This is a genomic window from Streptomyces sp. CNT360, assembly GCF_000424785.1.
On the sequence record NZ_KE384245.1, the window covers coordinates 81657 to 97403 of the forward strand.

A 15747-nucleotide genomic window follows, 5' to 3' on the forward strand; every position below is an offset into this window, starting at 1 on the left:
GCGCAGTGATGCCCGTCGAGTCGGTCTTCCCCCAGCTGGAGGCCTTGCTTCCGCACGTTCAAAAGCCGATCCAGTACGTGGGCGGTGAGCTGAACTCCACCGTCAAGGAGTGGGACGAGGCCGACGTCCGGTGGGCGCTGATGTATCCGGACGCGTACGAGGTCGGCCTGCCCAACCAGGGCGTCATGATCCTCTACGAGGTGCTCAACGAGCGCGAGGGCGTCCTGGCCGAGCGGACCTACAGCGTCTGGCCGGACCTGGAGAAGCTGATGCGCGAGCACCGGGTCCCGCAGTTCACCGTGGACGCGCACCGCCCCGTCGGTGCCTTCGACGTGTTCGGCGTCTCCTTCTCCACCGAGCTGGGCTACACCAACCTGCTGACGGCCCTCGATCTGTCCGGCATCCCGCTGGAGTCGAAGGACCGCACCGAGGACCACCCGATCGTGATGGCGGGCGGGCACGCCGCGTTCAACCCGGAGCCCATCGCGGACTTCATCGACGTCGCGGTGATCGGCGACGGCGAGCAGGCCGTGCTGGAGGTCAGCGAGATCATCCGGGCCTGGAAGGCCGAGGGCCGCCCCGGTGGCCGGGACGAGGTGCTGCTGCGGCTGGCGAAGACCGGCGGCGTGTACGTACCGCGCTTCTACGACGTGGAGTACCTGCCCGACGGCCGCATCTCCCGCGTCGTCCCGGGCCGTTCCGGTGTGCCGTGGCGGGTCAGCAAGCACACCGTCATGGACCTGGACGAGTGGCCCTACCCCAAGCAGCCGCTGGTCCCGCTCGCCGAGACGGTGCACGAGCGGATGTCCGTGGAGATCTTCCGCGGCTGCACCCGTGGCTGCCGCTTCTGCCAGGCCGGCATGATCACCCGCCCGGTCCGGGAGCGCTCCATCACCGGCATCGGCGACATGGTCGACGCGGGCCTGAAGAACACCGGCTTCGAGGAGGTGGGCCTGCTCTCGCTCTCCTCCGCCGACCACAGCGAGATCGGCGACATCGCCAAGGGCCTGGCCGACCGCTACGAGGAGGACAAGGTCGGCCTCTCGCTGCCCTCCACCCGGGTGGACGCCTTCAACATCGACCTGGCCAACGAGCTGACCCGCAACGGCCGCCGCTCGGGCCTCACCTTCGCGCCCGAGGGCGGCAGCGAGCGCATCCGCAAGGTCATCAACAAGATGGTCTCCGAGGACGACCTGATCCGCACGGTCGCCACCGCCTACGGCAACGGCTGGCGTCAGGTGAAGCTCTACTTCATGTGCGGGCTGCCCACCGAGACGGACGAGGACGTCCTCCAGATCGGCGACATGGCCGTCGACGTCATCGCCAAGGGCCGCGAGGTAGCCAGGTCCAACGACATCCGCTGCACCGTCTCCATCGGCGGCTTCGTCCCCAAGCCGCACACCCCCTTCCAGTGGGCGCCGCAGCTCTCCGCCGAGGAGACGGACGCGCGGCTGGGCAAGCTCCGCGACAAGATCCGCGGCGACAAGAAGTACGGCCGCTCGATCGGTTTCCGCTACCACGACGGCAAGCCCGGCATCGTCGAGGGCCTGCTCTCGCGCGGCGACCGCCGGATCGGCGCGGTCGTCCGCGAGGTCTACGAGCGCGGCGGGCGCTTCGACGGCTGGCGCGAGTACTTCTCCTACGACCTGTGGATGGAGTCGGCCGCCAAGGCGCTGGACGGCACCGGCGTGGACGTCGACTGGTACACCACCCGGGAGCGGTCCTACGAGGAGGTTCTGCCCTGGGACCACCTGGACTCCGGCCTGGACAAGGACTGGCTGTGGGAGGACTGGCAGGACGCCCTCGACGAGACCGAGGTGCCCGACTGCCGCTGGGACCCCTGCTTCGACTGCGGCGTGTGTCCGCAGATGGACACCGAGATCCAGATGGGGCCGACGGGCAAGAAGCTGTTGCCGTTGTCCGTCGTCGACAACGGCGCGGGCGGCTAGCAGACAGCGCCGCCACCCGCAGCGCCTGCACCGGCGCCGCCGCCTCCGCGCAGGCGGCGGCGCCGGTGCAGGCGCTGCGGGTGGCTCAGTGGAGGCAGAGGCAGAAGGGGTGGCCCGCCGGGTCCGCGTAGACCCGCCAGTTGGTGTCCGGACGCACCTGGTCGGTGCGCTCCAGCACGGTCGCGCCGAGCTCCAGCGCCCGCTTCTCGTCCGCCTCGATGTCGTCCACATCGAAGTCCAGGTGCGCCTGCTGCGGCGTCTGCTGCCCGGGCCACTGCGGAGGGCGGTAGTCGGCCACCCGCTGGAACGCGAGCGGCGTCCCCTCGAACCCGCGGACCTCCACCCAGTCCGCGTCCTGCGGGTCCTCCACGACCTGCCCGCCGAGCAGTTGCGCGTAGAACTCCGCCAGTCGGACCGGGTCCGGGCAGTCGAGTGCGACCGCCTGCATCCTGCGGATCATCTCCGGCTCTCCTCCCACTCGCCCGTCCCGCCTCGTGCGGGCGCCGGGGCGTCCTTCGGGCAATCTATCGGGACGCTCCGGCAGATCCCGTGCGCACCCTGTGTGCCGCAAGTCGGCACACAGGGTGCATTCTTGTGCGGGAAGATCCGTTGCGGGCCTGGGGGGTCTGGGGAGCATGAGCCGTCGCGCCAGTGGTCTGGTCGGTGTCTGGGCCGAGGTGCAGCGCCAGCAGCAGCGCAGGGAGCAGGCCGAGGCCCGGCAGCGCAGGGAGCAGGAGCGGCAGTTCCGCGCCCACCAGCGCAGGCAGGAACAGGACCAGCGCGACTACCGGCACGCCGAGGCCCGGCGCCGCACCGAGGAACTCCAGGACCGGGTCGCGGCCCTGGAGGGGCTGCTGGCCGCCGGCTGCCGGGCGCCCGCCTTCCGGCCTGCCGCACTGCTGCGGCCGGAGGAGGTCCCGCCCTTCTCCCCGGGCCCTTTGGAGCAGCCCGTCCCGCTGCCCGACCCGAACCGGTACCGGGTCGACGGCGGCGGCTGGACGGCCGGCCGCCGCGACCGGGCACAGGCACAGGCGCGGGCGCAGTACGAACGCGACTGGCAGGCGGCGCGGGCCGCGGAGGCGCAGCGCCTCCAGCAGCTCGCGGCCTACCGGAGCCGGTACGACCAGTGGGCCACGGCGCAGCTCACGCAGGCGCGCCGGCACAACGCGCAGGTCGCCGAGGTGGCCGCCGCGGTCGGGCGGGGCGAGCCCGAGGCGGTGGTCGAGTACTTCACCGCGGCCCTCCACGCCTCGACGGCGTGGCCCGAGCACCTGCCCCGCCGCGTCAGCGCCGCGTACGACGCGGCGGCCCGGCAACTGGTGCTGGACTGGGAGCTGCCGGGCTACGCCGTGGTCCCCGGGACCAGGTCGGTGCGGTACATGCCCGGCACCGGCCAGGACAAGGAGACCGCACGGCCGGTGGGGCAGCGGCGCGCCCTGTACCGCGACGTGCTGGCCCAGTGCCTGCTGCTGGTGCTGCGCGACCTGTTCGCGGCGGACGAGTCCGGGGCGCTGGAGTCCGTGGCCCTCAACGGGTTCGTGGAGGACCACGATCCGGTGACGGGACGCCGCGCCATGATCGTCCTGGCCACCGTCATGGCCCCGCGCGCCACGTTCGCCGAGTTCCACCTGGAGCAGGTGGACGCGGTCGCCTGCCTGGTCGACGGCCTCAGCGGGCAGCTCTCGGCCCGCCCGGACCAGCTCACCGCGGTACGGCCCGTCCGCAGGCCCGAGGACGTCGGGAACCAGGTCGTCACCCACGACGACGACCCCGAGCCCGACCTGTTCGCCATGGACCCGCTCGCGTTCGAGTCGCTCGTCGCCGAACTCTTCCGCGCCATGGGGATGCGGGCCGTGACGACCGAACGCTCCGGCGACGGCGGGGTGGACGTCGACGCCGTGGACCCCACCCCCGTCCGCGGCGGCACGATCGTCGTCCAGGTCAAGCGCTACCGGGGCACCGTGCCGCCGTCGGCCGTACGGGACCTGTACGGGACGGTGCAGGACCGGGGAGCCAACAAGGGCGTGCTGGTGACGACATCGGGGTTCGGGCCCGGATCGCACACCTTCGCCAGTGGCAAGCCGCTGGAACTGATATCCGGCGGCGAGCTCGTCGACCTGCTGCACCGGCACGGGCTCGGCGGCCGCCTGGGGGAGGGCGCCCCGCCCGCCCCGGCGCCGTCAGCGCCGCAGGTGGCCTGCGAACCGCCGCCGGAGGACCGGCACGTCCTCGGCATGACCTGGTCCGGGAACGTCCCCGTGGACATCTGCGCCCTCGTCTGCGCGGGTGAGACGGTGCTGGGCGACGACTGGTTCGTCTTCTTCAACAACCCCGGCACACCGGACGGTGCGGTCAGCACGCTGCCGGCCTCGGCCGGGGACAGGGCAGCGCTCCAGGTGACCTTCTCCGCGCTGCCCGAGCGGGCGGACCGCCTCGTCCTCGTGGCCGCGACCGATCCGGAAGCCGACCCCGACGCCGACCTGTCGGGCTTCACGGACGCCCGCATCAGCCTGCGGGACACCGCCCGCGAAGAGCTGGGCCGCCTCGACGTCTCGGACGGCCGGGCCGGCGAGACGGCCCTGGTCCTGGGCTCCTTCCGCCGCAGGCCCGGCGGCGACTGGGACTTCGTCGTCGGCGGCAAGGGCTATCCGGGCGGCCTGACGCAGCTCCTTCCCGACCACGGCATCGCGGTGGAGTAGGCCCCACGGTTCCGCTTCCGGGCCGGGGCCGAGTCCGCAGGTGCCCCGGGCTTCTCGGCCGCGCCCGGTCCGAGTGGCGGGACCGCCGTGGGGCGAGGAGCGTGGAGGCAGGAGAGTACGGCGCCGCCCCGGGGTTCCGCAGCCGTCGTCCGTTCCGTCGCTGAGGAGGCAGCATGCCTCACGTCACCTCGCCCTACCGGCCCGGCACCCCCTGCTGGATCGACCTGGCCGCCCCCGACCAGCAGGCCGCCATCGACTTCTACACGCGCGTCCTGGGCTGGTCGGGGGAGATCGGACCGCAGGAGATGGGCGGCTACGCCGTCTGCCGACTGGACGGGCAGCCGGTGGCCGGGATCATGGCGGCGCAGCCGGTGGGCGACCAGCCCACGCCGCCCACCGTGTGGACCACCTACCTCTCGGTGACCGACGCCGACACGACAGCACAGGCGGCGGTGCTCGCGGGCGGGGAGACCGTGATGCCCGTGATGGACGTGATGAGCCTGGGCCGGATGGGCCTGCTGGCCGACCCCACCGGAGGCGTCTTCGGCATCTGGCAGCCCGGCGACTTCGCCGGGGCCGGGATCGTGGACGAGCCCGGTGCCCTGGTCTGGAACGAGCTCGACACCACCGACCGGCCCGCCGCCTCCGCCTTCTACACGGCGGCGCTCGGCCTGGAGAGCGCCCCGATGGGGGACGCGGACGAGGACTACTTCTCGCTGCTCGCCGACGGCCGGGAAGTGGCCGGCATGCAGCCGATGCCCGAGGGCGTGCCGACGGGTACCCCCTCGCACTGGCTGGTGTACTTCGCGGTGTCCGACACCGACGCCACCACCGCAGCGGCGAAGGCGGCCGGCGGCTGGACGCTCAAGGAGCCGTTCGACATGGTGGCCGGACGCATGGCCGTGCTGGCCGACTCCCAGGGCGCACCCTTCGCGGTGCTCACCCCGCGCCCGATGAACGTGGACTGACCCCCCGCCGCACCGGCCGCCGGCCGCCGTACGGGGCGCTCCGTCCGTCGGAAGCCGCGGCAGACCTGCCGCACGCCGGGAGAGCTCCCGTGGAGCGGCAGGCTCCGCCGTGAGCCGACCGGCCCGCCCTGAAAGGTGCTGCCCGCCCGGCCCGGCAGCGCCGACACGGTGGCCGGCGCGCTGGCGCGGTGCCCCCGGTCGAGTGAGCCGACCCCAGGCGCGCACGCCTCGTCCGCGGCGGCGATGGGAGAGTCCGTTCGCGGAAGGGCGCGGCACCCCCGAGGACGGCTCCGCGATCGCCCCTCACCTCCGCCGCGCTGCAGTCCTGCGACCACGACCACGAGGCGTCCCGCGAGGTCATCGAGGCCTGCGGCGGCGTGCTCGGGGACCGGCGCAGCCCCGGCGCTCCGTTACCGGATCACCACACCGGCTGCCGAACCGCCCGCCGGGTCCGCTCCGTCTCCCCGGGCGTGACCGCACACCAGCCCCGCCACGGCGCGATCCCCCGTCGCTCGGAACCGCACGTCCGCACCGGATCGCAGGGCGGCCCAGGACCGGAAGGGTGTCTCGTGGCGGCCGTACGGCTGCCGGTGCGGATCGTGATGTTCGTGCTGGTGCTGCCGGTCCGCCTCGTGTGGGACCTGCTGACGGCGGCCGGACGGGCCGTGCGGCGCGGCGTGCTGGTGCCCCTCGGACGGGCGCTCCGACAGGTGGGCCGCACGCTCGTGGCGGTCCCGGCCGGCCTGCTGTGGCACAAGCTGCTCGTCCCGGCAGGCCGCACGCTCGCAACGGCCCTCGCCTGGGGCGCCACGGCGGTGTTCGTCCGGCCGTGGGTGGGCCTGTGGCGCCATGTCCTGAACCCGGTCGGCCGCGGTCTGTGGCGGTACGTCCTGCGTCCGGCCGGCCGGGGGCCGGCCGCCTGCGGGCGCGGGCTCGCCGCCGTGGGGCGTGCCTGCGCCGCCGGGTTCACCTACCTCGTCCGGGTACTCCTCGTCGCCCCGGCCACCTGGCTGTACGCCCGGGTGCTGGCCCCGCTCGCCCGGGGCACCGCCGCCGGTCTCGGCCGAGCGGGGCGGTACCTGCTGGTGCTGCCCGCTGCGCTGCTGTGGCGCCGGGTACTCGTTCCCGCCGGGAGCGGCATCGCGGTCGCCGTCGCCTGGCTGTGGCGCTGGTCGGTGGTCGCACCGGTGGCGGGGTTCGGCCGGTGGGTGCTGTTCCCCCTGGGGCGCGCGGTGGCGGCAGCCGTCAGGGGAACAGGTTCGGCCCTGGTGTGGCTGGGGCGGTACCTGCTTCTCGTACCGGCGCTCGCCCTCCACCGGTGGGTGCTCGTCCCCGTCGGGCGGGGCATCGCTCTGGTCGCCCGCGAGAGCGCCGACGCCCTGACGGTGGCCTGGCGGGTCGCGGGGCGGGTGACGGCGAGGGTCCTCCGGTTCCTCGGCCGGGTGCTGTACGCGCTGCTGGTGGCGCCGTCGGTCGGGGTGTGGCGGTACGTGCTGGCCCCGGCGGGCCGCGCGCTGCGGCACGGGCTGTGGCGGCCCCTGACCGCGGGGTTCCGGGCGGCGGGACGCTCCTTGCAGGGCGCCGGGCGGGCGGTGCGCTCCGCCCTGGGTGCCGCCCGTGCCTCCGCCCGCGCGACCCGGGCAGAGATCCGGCGGGCCCTGTTCGGAGCACCCCGCTCCCGGGAGCGGGAGCCGCTGCCGTAGGACGGCCGCGTACCCTGGGCAGAAGGATCATCCGCACAAACGCACAACGCGTCCGGGTACCGGCCGGCAGGACGGCCCGGCCCGCGCAGGCGTTCGGCCACTGGTGCGGCGCCCGCAGCGAGGGCGCCCGCCCGGCAGGTGCGGACTTCCGCCTACGTACCGTTCTGTCAGACAGGGGCGGCCCGCTCGCGCGTGCCGCCCGGCACCGAGGAGAGAACCACTGGGCAAGCGACAGCCCGAAGGCCCGCCGCCCGCACCCGCCGTGCAGCGCGTCCGCCTGCGCTACACCAAGCGGGGCCGCCTTCGGTTCACCAGCCACCGCGACTTCCAGCGCGCCTTCGAGCGGGCCCTGCGCCGCGCCGAGGTGCCCATGGCGTACTCCGCAGGTTTCACCCCGCACCCCAAGGTCAGCTACGCCAACGCCGCACCGACGGGCACCGGCAGCGAGGCCGAGTACCTGGAGATCGCCCTCGTCCGACGCCGCGAACCCGAGGAGCTGCGCACGCTCCTCGACACCTGCATGCCCGACGGCCTCGACATCGTCGACGCGGTCGAGGCATACGGCTCCGACTTCAGCGACCGGCTGGAGGCCTCCGAGTGGGAGCTGCGCCTGGACGGCGTGGCCCCCCAGGTGGCCGGCGCCGCGGTCGAGACCTTCCTGGCGGCCGAGACCGTCGAGGTGGAGCGGCAGACCAAGAAGGGCCTCCGCACCTTCGACGCCCGCGCCGCCGTCCTGAGCCTCACCCTTGCCGACCCCGACGGGCCCGCCGTCCCCGCGAGCGCCCTCGCGGGTACGTCCGGCTTCCTCGCGGGCGCCTTCGCGGGCCCGCCCGGGAGCGCCTCGGCAGGCGCCCCGGCGAACACCTCGACGGCCGCCGATAGGCCGAGCGAGGGTGCCTGTGCGATACTGCGGCTGGTAGTACGACACGTGACACCTGCCGTACGACCCGACGACGTCCTGTCCGGCCTCCGCGTTGCGGCCGACCTGGCGCCGCCGGTTGCCGCAGCGGTGACCAGGCTGGCGCAGGGGCCGCTCGATGAGAGGACCGGCACGGTGACCGACCCGTTCGCACCCGACCGTGACGCGGTCCCGGAGCCCACCGGCGCCGGGGTTGCCAGCGCCGGGACGGTGCCGGGCGACACCGCGTAGGAGCGCCGCCGAAGCCGCGCACAGCCGCCGGAGCACGCCAGGGAGCCACCCGGGCCGCCGCCCGGCAGGCCGGCGCACAGACCAGCAGACTTTCGCCGTAGCCGGGCCGGACAAGGGCCGGAACCGGCGAGTGAGACAACAAGCTCCCGTGCGGCGCCCGCGCCCCGGAGGGCGCCCCGCCCGACGGCGGGCCGCCCCGGATCGAACGAGCGCGGCGCCCGGGAGCGTGACGGGAGAACCGCCCGCATGCTCGAACCAACTGAATCCACCGAGGCAGAGGCAGCAACCGCCCCGGGCACCGCCGCTTCCGGCGGCTCCGTTGCCGAGAGCGGGGGCACCGCAGGCGGCGGGGCCACCGAGGCGCCGCAGCCGGCCGGCAGTACGCAGAGCTCGCCCAGCGACACCCTGCCGCCCCGCCGTCGGCGCCGCGCCGCCAGCCGCCCCGCCGGTCCGCCGGCCGCCGCGGAGGCGACCGCCGCCGAGCCCGGGACCGTGTCCGTACGGGACAGCGCGGCCGACGCCCCGCAGCCCTCGCCCGGCACCGGCGACCGCAACGCCGACAGCCCCGCCGAGGCGCCCACCGAGGCCGCCCCGGCCACTGCCGCCCGTACCCGTCGCCGGGCCACCCGCAAGGCGACGGCTCCGGCCGGCTCCCCGCCGCCCGCCGAGGCCGCTGACCAGCCCGCGGGTGCTCCGGCCGCCGACGCGGGGCAGCCCGCGGCCGCGCAGAGTTCCGCAGAGGCCGCTGCCGCTCAGCCGCCTGCCTCGGACGCCGCGGAGGAGCCGAAGACCCGTACGACCCGTCGCCGGGCCGCCCGCAAGGCGACGGCTCCGGCCGGCTCCCCGTCCCCCGCGGAGCAGGCCGCGAGCGCGGAGGAGACTTCCGCGACGGGGCAGCCCGAGCAGGAGCCGAAGGCGCGGACCCGCCGCCGGGCCACCAGCCGCAAGGCCGCCGCCCCGGCCCCCGAGACCCTTGAGACCCGCGAGACCAGTGACGCCGAGCAGGCGGACGCCGCGACGCCGGGTGAGGCCGCCACCGGCGCTGCCGAGCAGGCCCCCGCCGAGCAGCCCGCGGGGCGTGCCCGCAGCCGTCGCCGCGCCACCCGCGACACCTCCGCGCCCGCCGCCGACGCGGCGGGGGCCGACCGCTCCGACGAGTCGGCCCCGGCCGACGAGGGCGAGGCCCAGGCGGAGACCGGCAAGGCCGCCCGCACCCGCCGCCGTGCGACCCGTACGTCAGCCGCGTCCCGCACCGAGGAGCCGGCGCAGACCGGTGTCCGGGCGGAGGCCGAGACGTCTGCGGAGACGGCCGGCACCGAGGCACAGGTCCCGGCTTCCGCCGAGGCGGCTGCCGGCGAGTCCGCGTCCGGCGGCCGCACCCGTCGGCGTGCCACGCGCAAGACGGCCGCCGCCCCCGAGGCCGCCACCTCCGAGGCAGCGGCCGGGCAGACGGCCGACGCCGACCGCAGCGGCGCCGCGAAGGACGAGGCCGGCGCCGCGTCCGGCGAGGCCGATCAGCAGGACTCCGGTGCGAAGGTCGCGCGCGGCTTCGCCGCACCGCCGAAGAACGCGCCCAGGAGCCGCCGCCGGGCCGGGGGCACCGGTGGGCCGGAGGAGCAGGGCGGCTCCCAGAAGCGGCCCGTCCCGCCCATGACGGTCTTCCAGGCGCCGGTCTTCACCGAGCCGGCCTTCCAGACCCCGCAGACCGCCGCAGCGGCAGCCGAGGCGGAGCGCCGCGGCGAGGTGGCGCCGGAGGAGGAGCCGGAGCCGGAGACGGAGGAGACCGCGGACACCTCGCGCCGTCGCCGCCGCCGTCCCGACACCACCGAGCAGCCCTCCCGCGACGAGCGTGCCGCCGACCGGGCCGAGTCGGACGACGAGCCCGCGGGCGAGAACGCCGAGAACGCCGAAAACACCGAAGACGCCGAGGACGCCGAGGACGCCGAGGACGGAGCCGAGAACGCGCAGCAGGGCGACCGTCCCGCCCGGCGTCGTCGCCGGGGTGGCCGTCGCCGCCGCCGGGGCGAGAGCTCCGAGCAGAGCGAGGGCGCGGAGGCCGGGGAGGCCGAAGCGGGCGCCGAGTCCGCCGAGCAGGGCGAGGGCGCGGAGGCCGCCGGGGCGGACTCCGCCGAGACCGACGACGAGGAGAGCGGCTCCGCGTCGGGTGGCTCCACGAGCAGCTCGCGCCGTCGCCGCCGCCGTCGCCGCCGGTCCGGGGACACGGCGGAGGAGCGGGCCGGCGAGGCGACCTCGGACGATCCCGAGCGCACGGTCGTCAAGGTCCGTGAGCCCCGCAAGAAGAAGGACGGCGAGTCCGCTTCGCCCACCGACGAGGTGCAGGCCATCAAGGGCTCCACGCGGCTGGAGGCCAAGAAGCAGCGCCGCCGCGAGGGACGGGAGCAGGGCCGCCGCCGGGTGCCGATCATCACCGAGGCGGAGTTCCTCGCCCGCCGCGAGGCCGTCAAGCGCGAGATGATCGTCCGGCAGAGCGGCGAGCGCACCCAGATCGGCGTCCTGGAGGACGACGTGCTGGTGGAGCACTTCGTCAACAAGGAGCAGTCGACCAGCTACGTCGGCAACGTCTATCTGGGCAAGGTGCAGAACGTCCTGCCGTCGATGGAGGCCGCCTTCGTCGACATCGGCAAGGGCCGCAACGCCGTGCTGTACGCGGGCGAGGTCAACTTCGAGGCGCTGGGCATGGCGAACGGCCCGCGGCGTATCGAGACGGCACTCAAGTCGGGCCAGTCGGTGCTGGTGCAGGTCACCAAGGACCCGATCGGTCACAAGGGTGCCCGGCTGACCAGCCAGGTCTCCCTTCCCGGCCGGTATCTCGTCTACGTGCCCGAGGGCTCGATGACGGGCATCAGCCGCAAGCTGCCGGACACCGAGCGCTCCCGGCTCAAGCAGATCCTCAAGAAGGTCGTCCCCGAGGACGCCGGCGTGATCGTCCGTACGGCCGCCGAGGGCGCCAGCGAGGACGAGCTGCGCCGTGACGTCGAGCGGCTGCAGGCGCAGTGGGAGGACATCCGCAGGAAGTCCCAGAAGGGCAACGCGCCCACGCTGCTGTACGGCGAGCCGGACATGACCGTCCGCGTGGTGCGGGACATCTTCAACGAGGACTTCTCCAAGGTCATCGTCAGCGGCGACGAGGCGTGGGACACCATCCACGGCTACGTCTCGCACGTGGCCCCCGACCTGTCCGACCGGCTCCAGAAGTGGAACTCGGACGTCGACGTGTTCGCCACGTACCGCATCGACGAGCAGTTGGCCAAGGCGCTGGACCGCAAGGTGTGGCTGCCCAGCGGCGGATCGCTGGTGATCGACCGGACCGAGGCGATGATCGTCGTCGACGTCAACACCGGCAAGTTCACCGGCCAGGGCGGCAACCTGGAGGAGACCGTCACCAGGAACAACCTGGAGGCGGCCGAGGAGATCGTGCGCCAGCTGCGGCTGCGCGACCTCGGCGGGATCATCGTGATCGACTTCATCGACATGGTCCTGGAGTCCAACCGCGATCTGGTGCTGCGCCGCCTGCTGGAGTGTCTGGGCCGGGACCGCACCAAGCACCAGGTGGCGGAGGTCACCTCGCTGGGCCTCGTCCAGATGACCCGCAAGAGGGTCGGGCAGGGGCTGTTGGAGGCATTCTCCGAGCCCTGCGTCCACTGCAACGGGCGCGGCGTCATCGTGCACCTGGACCAGGCCACCGTCGCGGCCGGTGCCGGCGGCGGCAAGAAGGGCAAGAAGGGCAAGGGCAAGGCCGAAGCGAAGGCGGAGCCCAAGGACGCCGCCCAGGCCAAGGAGCCGAAGGAGTCCAAGGCCGAGGAGGCTGCGAAGGGCGCGAAGTCCGGGGCGCAGGAGGCGCCCAGGGGCGGCGGCCGTGGCCGGCGGTCCCAGCAGCCCGCGGAGTCGGAGTCCTCACCTGCGACGGCTCCCGCGGCTGCCGCTGTGGAGCCCGCCGACGCGGCGGCCGAGTCGGCCGAGCTGACGCCGGCGCCCGCGCCGGTGGAGTTCGTTCCGGACGACGACCTGTACAGCAGCGCTGCCGAGGCGGAGGCTGCGGCCTCCGGCTCCCGCGGGCGTAACCGGCGCCGGGGCAACCGGAAGGCCGGGGCCCCTGCCGGTTCGCCGGCCAGTGCGGCGAGCGAGGCCGCCGAGGTGGTCGCGCCGGCCCCCGCGGAGCCGGTGGCCGAGCCGGTCGAGACGGCTGCCGCGGAGCCGTCCGCCGCCGGTCCTGCGGCTGTCGCGGAGTCCTCGGCTGTCGCCGAGCCGGCTGCCGCGCCGTCCTGGTCCCGTCGGAGGGCGACGCGGAGGGCGGGTGCCCCCGCAGGTTCGCCGCGCACGGCTGACGACACCGCTGCGGTGACGGTCGTCACCGCGGAGGAGCCTGCCGCGCCCGCGGCCGCCACCGAGCCGGTGGCCGGCGGCGAGGTCGTCACCGGCGCCGCACCGGCCCGGCCCCGCCGCAGGGTGACGCGTACGGTCACCTCCGCCACCTCCGCGCAGGAGGCCGAGGAGGCCGGCGAGCCCGAGCCGGAGGAGCCGGCGGCGAAGAAGACCGCCAGGAAGACGGCGGGCAAGGCCGCCAAGAGCGCCAAGAAGACCGCCACGAAGAAGACGGCGGCCAAGAAGACGGCCTCGGCCACCTCCGAGACCGCGGCCGAGAAGAAGACGGCGGCCAAGAAGACCGCCGCCAAGAAGACCGCGGCGAAGAAGACGGCCACCACGGCGAAGAAGGCGACGGCGAAGAAGTCCGCCGCCAAGAAGACCGCCGCCGCCGAGCAGGAGGGCACGCCCTCGGTGTCGGCACCGGCGGCGGAGGCTTCGGAGGACTGAGCCGCCACCGGGGTGGGGCGGGGGCGACCTGTGCCCCACCCTCGGGCGGTCCGGGGCGAGGACCCGTATGGGGTACCCTTGACCGTCGGCGTGTCCTGTGAAAGGCACGCTGCTCCTGAGCACCTCCCTCCCCTCCGTGGGGAGAGGCCGCTCCGTCCTTCCGGATCAGCTCCGCGCCCCGCGCGGACGGTGAGCGGCTGGCATCAGGGGCTCCGTTTCGAGCGAGAGAGAGTTCCGCGTGTACGCGATCGTGCGCACCGGCGGGCGCCAGCAGAAGGTCTCTGTGGGCGACGTCATCGAGGTTGACCGTATTTCCACCAGCAAGGCCGGCGACACCGTCGAGCTCTCGACCCTGCTCGTCGTCGACGGTGACGCGGTCACCAGCGACCCGTGGGTGCTGGACGGGGTCAAGGTCACGGCCGAGGTCGTCGACCACCACAAGGGCGACAAGATCCGGATCCAGAAGTACAAGAACAAGACCGGGTACAAGAAGCGCATCGGCCACCGCCAGCTCCACACCGCGCTGAAGGTCACCGACATCCCCGCCCCGGCCAAGAAGTAAGGACTGAGGAGAGATGGCACACAAGAAGGGCGCATCGTCCACCCGGAACGGTCGCGACTCCAACCCGCAGTACCTCGGCGTGAAGCGCTTCGGCGGTCAGGTCGTCAACGCGGGTGAGATCCTGGTCCGCCAGCGTGGCACCCACTTCCACCCGGGCAAGGGCGTCGGCCGCGGCGGCGACGACACCCTGTTCGCGCTGGACGCCGGTGCGGTGCAGTTCGGCACCCACCGCGGCCGCAAGGTCGTCAACGTCGTCCCGGCCGCTCAGTAGGAGCCCGGACGGCGCAGCGGACACTCCGAGGGCGGACCTCCTCCTTTCGTTCGTACGAGGTACGGACGGGAAGCGGGTCCGCCCTCGGTGCGTTCGAATACGAGAGAGCACCACCCCTTCTCCGAGCACGCCGGGAGGCACCCTCAATGACCACCTTCGTGGACCGCGTCGAGCTGCACGTCGCCGCGGGTAACGGTGGGCACGGCTGCGCCTCCGTGCACCGGGAGAAGTTCAAGCCGCTCGGCGGGCCCGACGGCGGCAACGGCGGCCGCGGCGGCGACGTCGTCTTCGTCGTCGACCCGGACGTGACCACGCTGCTGGACTACCACCACAGCCCGCACCGCAAGGCCACCAACGGCAGGCCCGGCGAAGGCGGGCACCGCTCAGGGCAGGACGGCCGGAGCCTGGTGCTGCCCGTGCCCGAGGGCACCGTCGTCCTCGACCGCGCCGGCGAGGTGCTGGCCGACATGGTCGGCGCCGGTACCAGCTTCGTCGTCGGCCAGGGAGGCCGTGGCGGGCTCGGCAACGCCGCGCTGGCCTCCGCCCGCCGCAAGGCACCCGGCTTCGCGCTGCTGGGCGAGCCCGGCGAGACGCGGGACGTGGTGCTGGAGCTGAAGACCGTCGCGGACGTGGCGCTCGTCGGCTACCCGAGCGCGGGCAAGTCCTCACTGATCTCCGTGCTGTCCGCGGCCAAGCCGAAGATCGCCGACTACCCGTTCACCACCCTGGTGCCCAACCTCGGGGTCGTCACCGCGGGCTCGACCGTCTACACCATGGCGGACGTGCCCGGGCTGATCCCGGGCGCCAGCGAGGGCAAGGGCCTCGGCCTGGACTTCCTGCGCCACGTGGAGCGGTGTTCCGTCCTTGTGCACGTGCTCGACTGCGCCACGCTGGAGACCGGCCGCGACCCGGTCAGCGACATGGACGTGATCGAGTCCGAACTCGCCCGCTACGGCGGGCTGGAGGACCGGCCGCGCGTCGTCGTCCTCAACAAGACGGACATCCCCGAGGGCCAGGACCTGGCCGACATCATCCGGCCCGACCTGGAGGCCCGCGGCCTGCCCGTCGTCGAGGTCTCGGCCGTCTCCCGGCAGGGCCTCAAGGAGCTGTCGTACGCGCTGGCCCGCCGGGTAGAGGAGGCCCGGGCCGCCCGTCCGGCGCCCGAGGCGGCCCGGGTCGTCATCCGCCCCAAGGCGGTGGACGACGCGGGCTTCACCGTGACCCGGATCGAGGACGGCATGTTCCGGGTGCGCGGCGAGAAGCCCGAGCGCTGGGTGCGGCAGACCGACTTCAACAACGACGAGGCCGTCGGCTACCTCGCCGACCGCCTCGCCCGCCTCGGCGTCGAGGAGGAACTCCTCAAGGCGGGCGCCCACGAGGGCGACGGTGTCGCCATCGGTCCCGAGGACGACGCCGTCGTCTTCGACTGGGAGCCCACCATGGTCACCGGCGCCGAGATGCTCGGACGGCGCGGCGAGGACCAGCGCTTCGACGCGCCCCGCCCCGCCGCCCAACGCCGCCGCGACCACGAGGCCGAACGCGCCGAGAGGGACGGGGCTCTGGGCGACTACCAGGACTTCGACCCCTTCGAGGGGTGAGGCACCCGCCTCTC

The 15747-nt window shown here is 74.2% G+C and carries 10 protein-coding genes; 9 read left to right on the forward strand and 1 reads right to left on the reverse strand.

Translation table 11 applies throughout. The features are described 5' to 3' along the window. The first annotated feature begins 8 nt into the window (after nucleotides 1–8). Nucleotides 9–1949 carry a TIGR03960 family B12-binding radical SAM protein gene (locus H297_RS0129650; RefSeq protein ID WP_027740011.1) on the forward strand — a complete coding sequence of 647 codons (1941 nt, stop codon included), beginning with the start codon at nucleotides 9–11 and terminating at the stop codon, nucleotides 1947–1949. An 85-nt stretch (nucleotides 1950–2034) separates the two neighbouring features. Here the strand turns inward: H297_RS0129650 and H297_RS0129655 are convergent, their stop codons facing one another. Then, nucleotides 2035–2409 (reverse strand): VOC family protein, encoded by a 375-nt coding sequence (locus H297_RS0129655; RefSeq protein ID WP_027740012.1) that lies wholly within the window; start codon nucleotides 2407–2409, stop codon nucleotides 2035–2037. A 175-nt stretch (nucleotides 2410–2584) separates the two neighbouring features. On the opposite strand from H297_RS0129655, the gene H297_RS0129660 reads away from it, so the two are divergent. The 8 genes from H297_RS0129660 (at nucleotide 2585) to obgE (ending at nucleotide 15733) form a co-directional block, all read left to right on the forward strand. Then, nucleotides 2585–4648: a restriction endonuclease gene (locus H297_RS0129660; protein WP_027740013.1), complete on the forward strand. Its 2064-nt coding sequence runs from the start codon at nucleotides 2585–2587 to the stop codon at nucleotides 4646–4648. Between the two features lie 173 nt (nucleotides 4649–4821). Continuing rightward, entirely contained in the window at nucleotides 4822–5616 is a 795-nt protein-coding gene (locus H297_RS0129665; protein ID WP_027740014.1) for a VOC family protein, read from the forward strand. A gap of 569 nt (nucleotides 5617–6185) precedes the next feature. Further along, nucleotides 6186–7319 carry a hypothetical protein gene (locus tag H297_RS39135; protein WP_486589721.1) on the forward strand — a complete coding sequence of 378 codons (1134 nt, stop codon included), beginning with the start codon at nucleotides 6186–6188 and terminating at the stop codon, nucleotides 7317–7319. A 262-nt stretch (nucleotides 7320–7581) separates the two neighbouring features. Beyond that, on the forward strand, nucleotides 7582–8469 hold the full coding sequence (locus H297_RS0129675) for a TIGR03936 family radical SAM-associated protein (protein WP_027740015.1): 888 nt from the start codon (nucleotides 7582–7584) through the stop codon (nucleotides 8467–8469). Between the two features lie 246 nt (nucleotides 8470–8715). Then, nucleotides 8716–13302 (forward strand): ribonuclease E/G, encoded by a 4587-nt coding sequence (locus tag H297_RS0129680; RefSeq protein WP_027740016.1) that lies wholly within the window; start codon nucleotides 8716–8718, stop codon nucleotides 13300–13302. 238 nt (nucleotides 13303–13540) lie between these two features. Beyond that, nucleotides 13541–13864 (forward strand): 50S ribosomal protein L21, encoded by a 324-nt coding sequence (gene rplU, locus H297_RS0129685; RefSeq protein ID WP_027740017.1) that lies wholly within the window; start codon nucleotides 13541–13543, stop codon nucleotides 13862–13864. A gap of 13 nt (nucleotides 13865–13877) precedes the next feature. Further along, nucleotides 13878–14135, forward strand: coding sequence for a 50S ribosomal protein L27 (rpmA, locus tag H297_RS0129690; RefSeq protein ID WP_027740018.1), 258 nt, complete (start codon nucleotides 13878–13880; stop codon nucleotides 14133–14135). A 146-nt stretch (nucleotides 14136–14281) separates the two neighbouring features. Continuing rightward, a complete protein-coding gene (gene obgE, locus H297_RS0129695) occupies nucleotides 14282–15733 on the forward strand; it encodes a GTPase ObgE (RefSeq protein ID WP_027740019.1) in 1452 nt (483 codons plus the stop codon). The last annotated feature ends 14 nt before the right edge of the window (nucleotides 15734–15747 follow it).

Bases quoted from the DNA above. Each gene is read 5' to 3' on its own strand.
- obgE (WP_027740019.1), top strand. From the start codon at position 14,282: ATGACCACCTTCGTGGACCGCGTCGAGCTGCACGTCGCCGCGGGTAAC.
- H297_RS0129655 (WP_027740012.1), bottom strand. From the start codon at position 2,409: ATGATCCGCAGGATGCAGGCGGTCGCACTCGACTGCCCGGACCCGGTC.
- H297_RS0129650 (WP_027740011.1), top strand. From the start codon at position 9: ATGCCCGTCGAGTCGGTCTTCCCCCAGCTGGAGGCCTTGCTTCCGCAC.
- H297_RS0129680 (WP_027740016.1), top strand. From the start codon at position 8,716: ATGCTCGAACCAACTGAATCCACCGAGGCAGAGGCAGCAACCGCCCCG.
- rpmA (WP_027740018.1), top strand. From the start codon at position 13,878: ATGGCACACAAGAAGGGCGCATCGTCCACCCGGAACGGTCGCGACTCC.
- H297_RS0129660 (WP_027740013.1), top strand. From the start codon at position 2,585: ATGAGCCGTCGCGCCAGTGGTCTGGTCGGTGTCTGGGCCGAGGTGCAG.
- H297_RS0129665 (WP_027740014.1), top strand. From the start codon at position 4,822: ATGCCTCACGTCACCTCGCCCTACCGGCCCGGCACCCCCTGCTGGATC.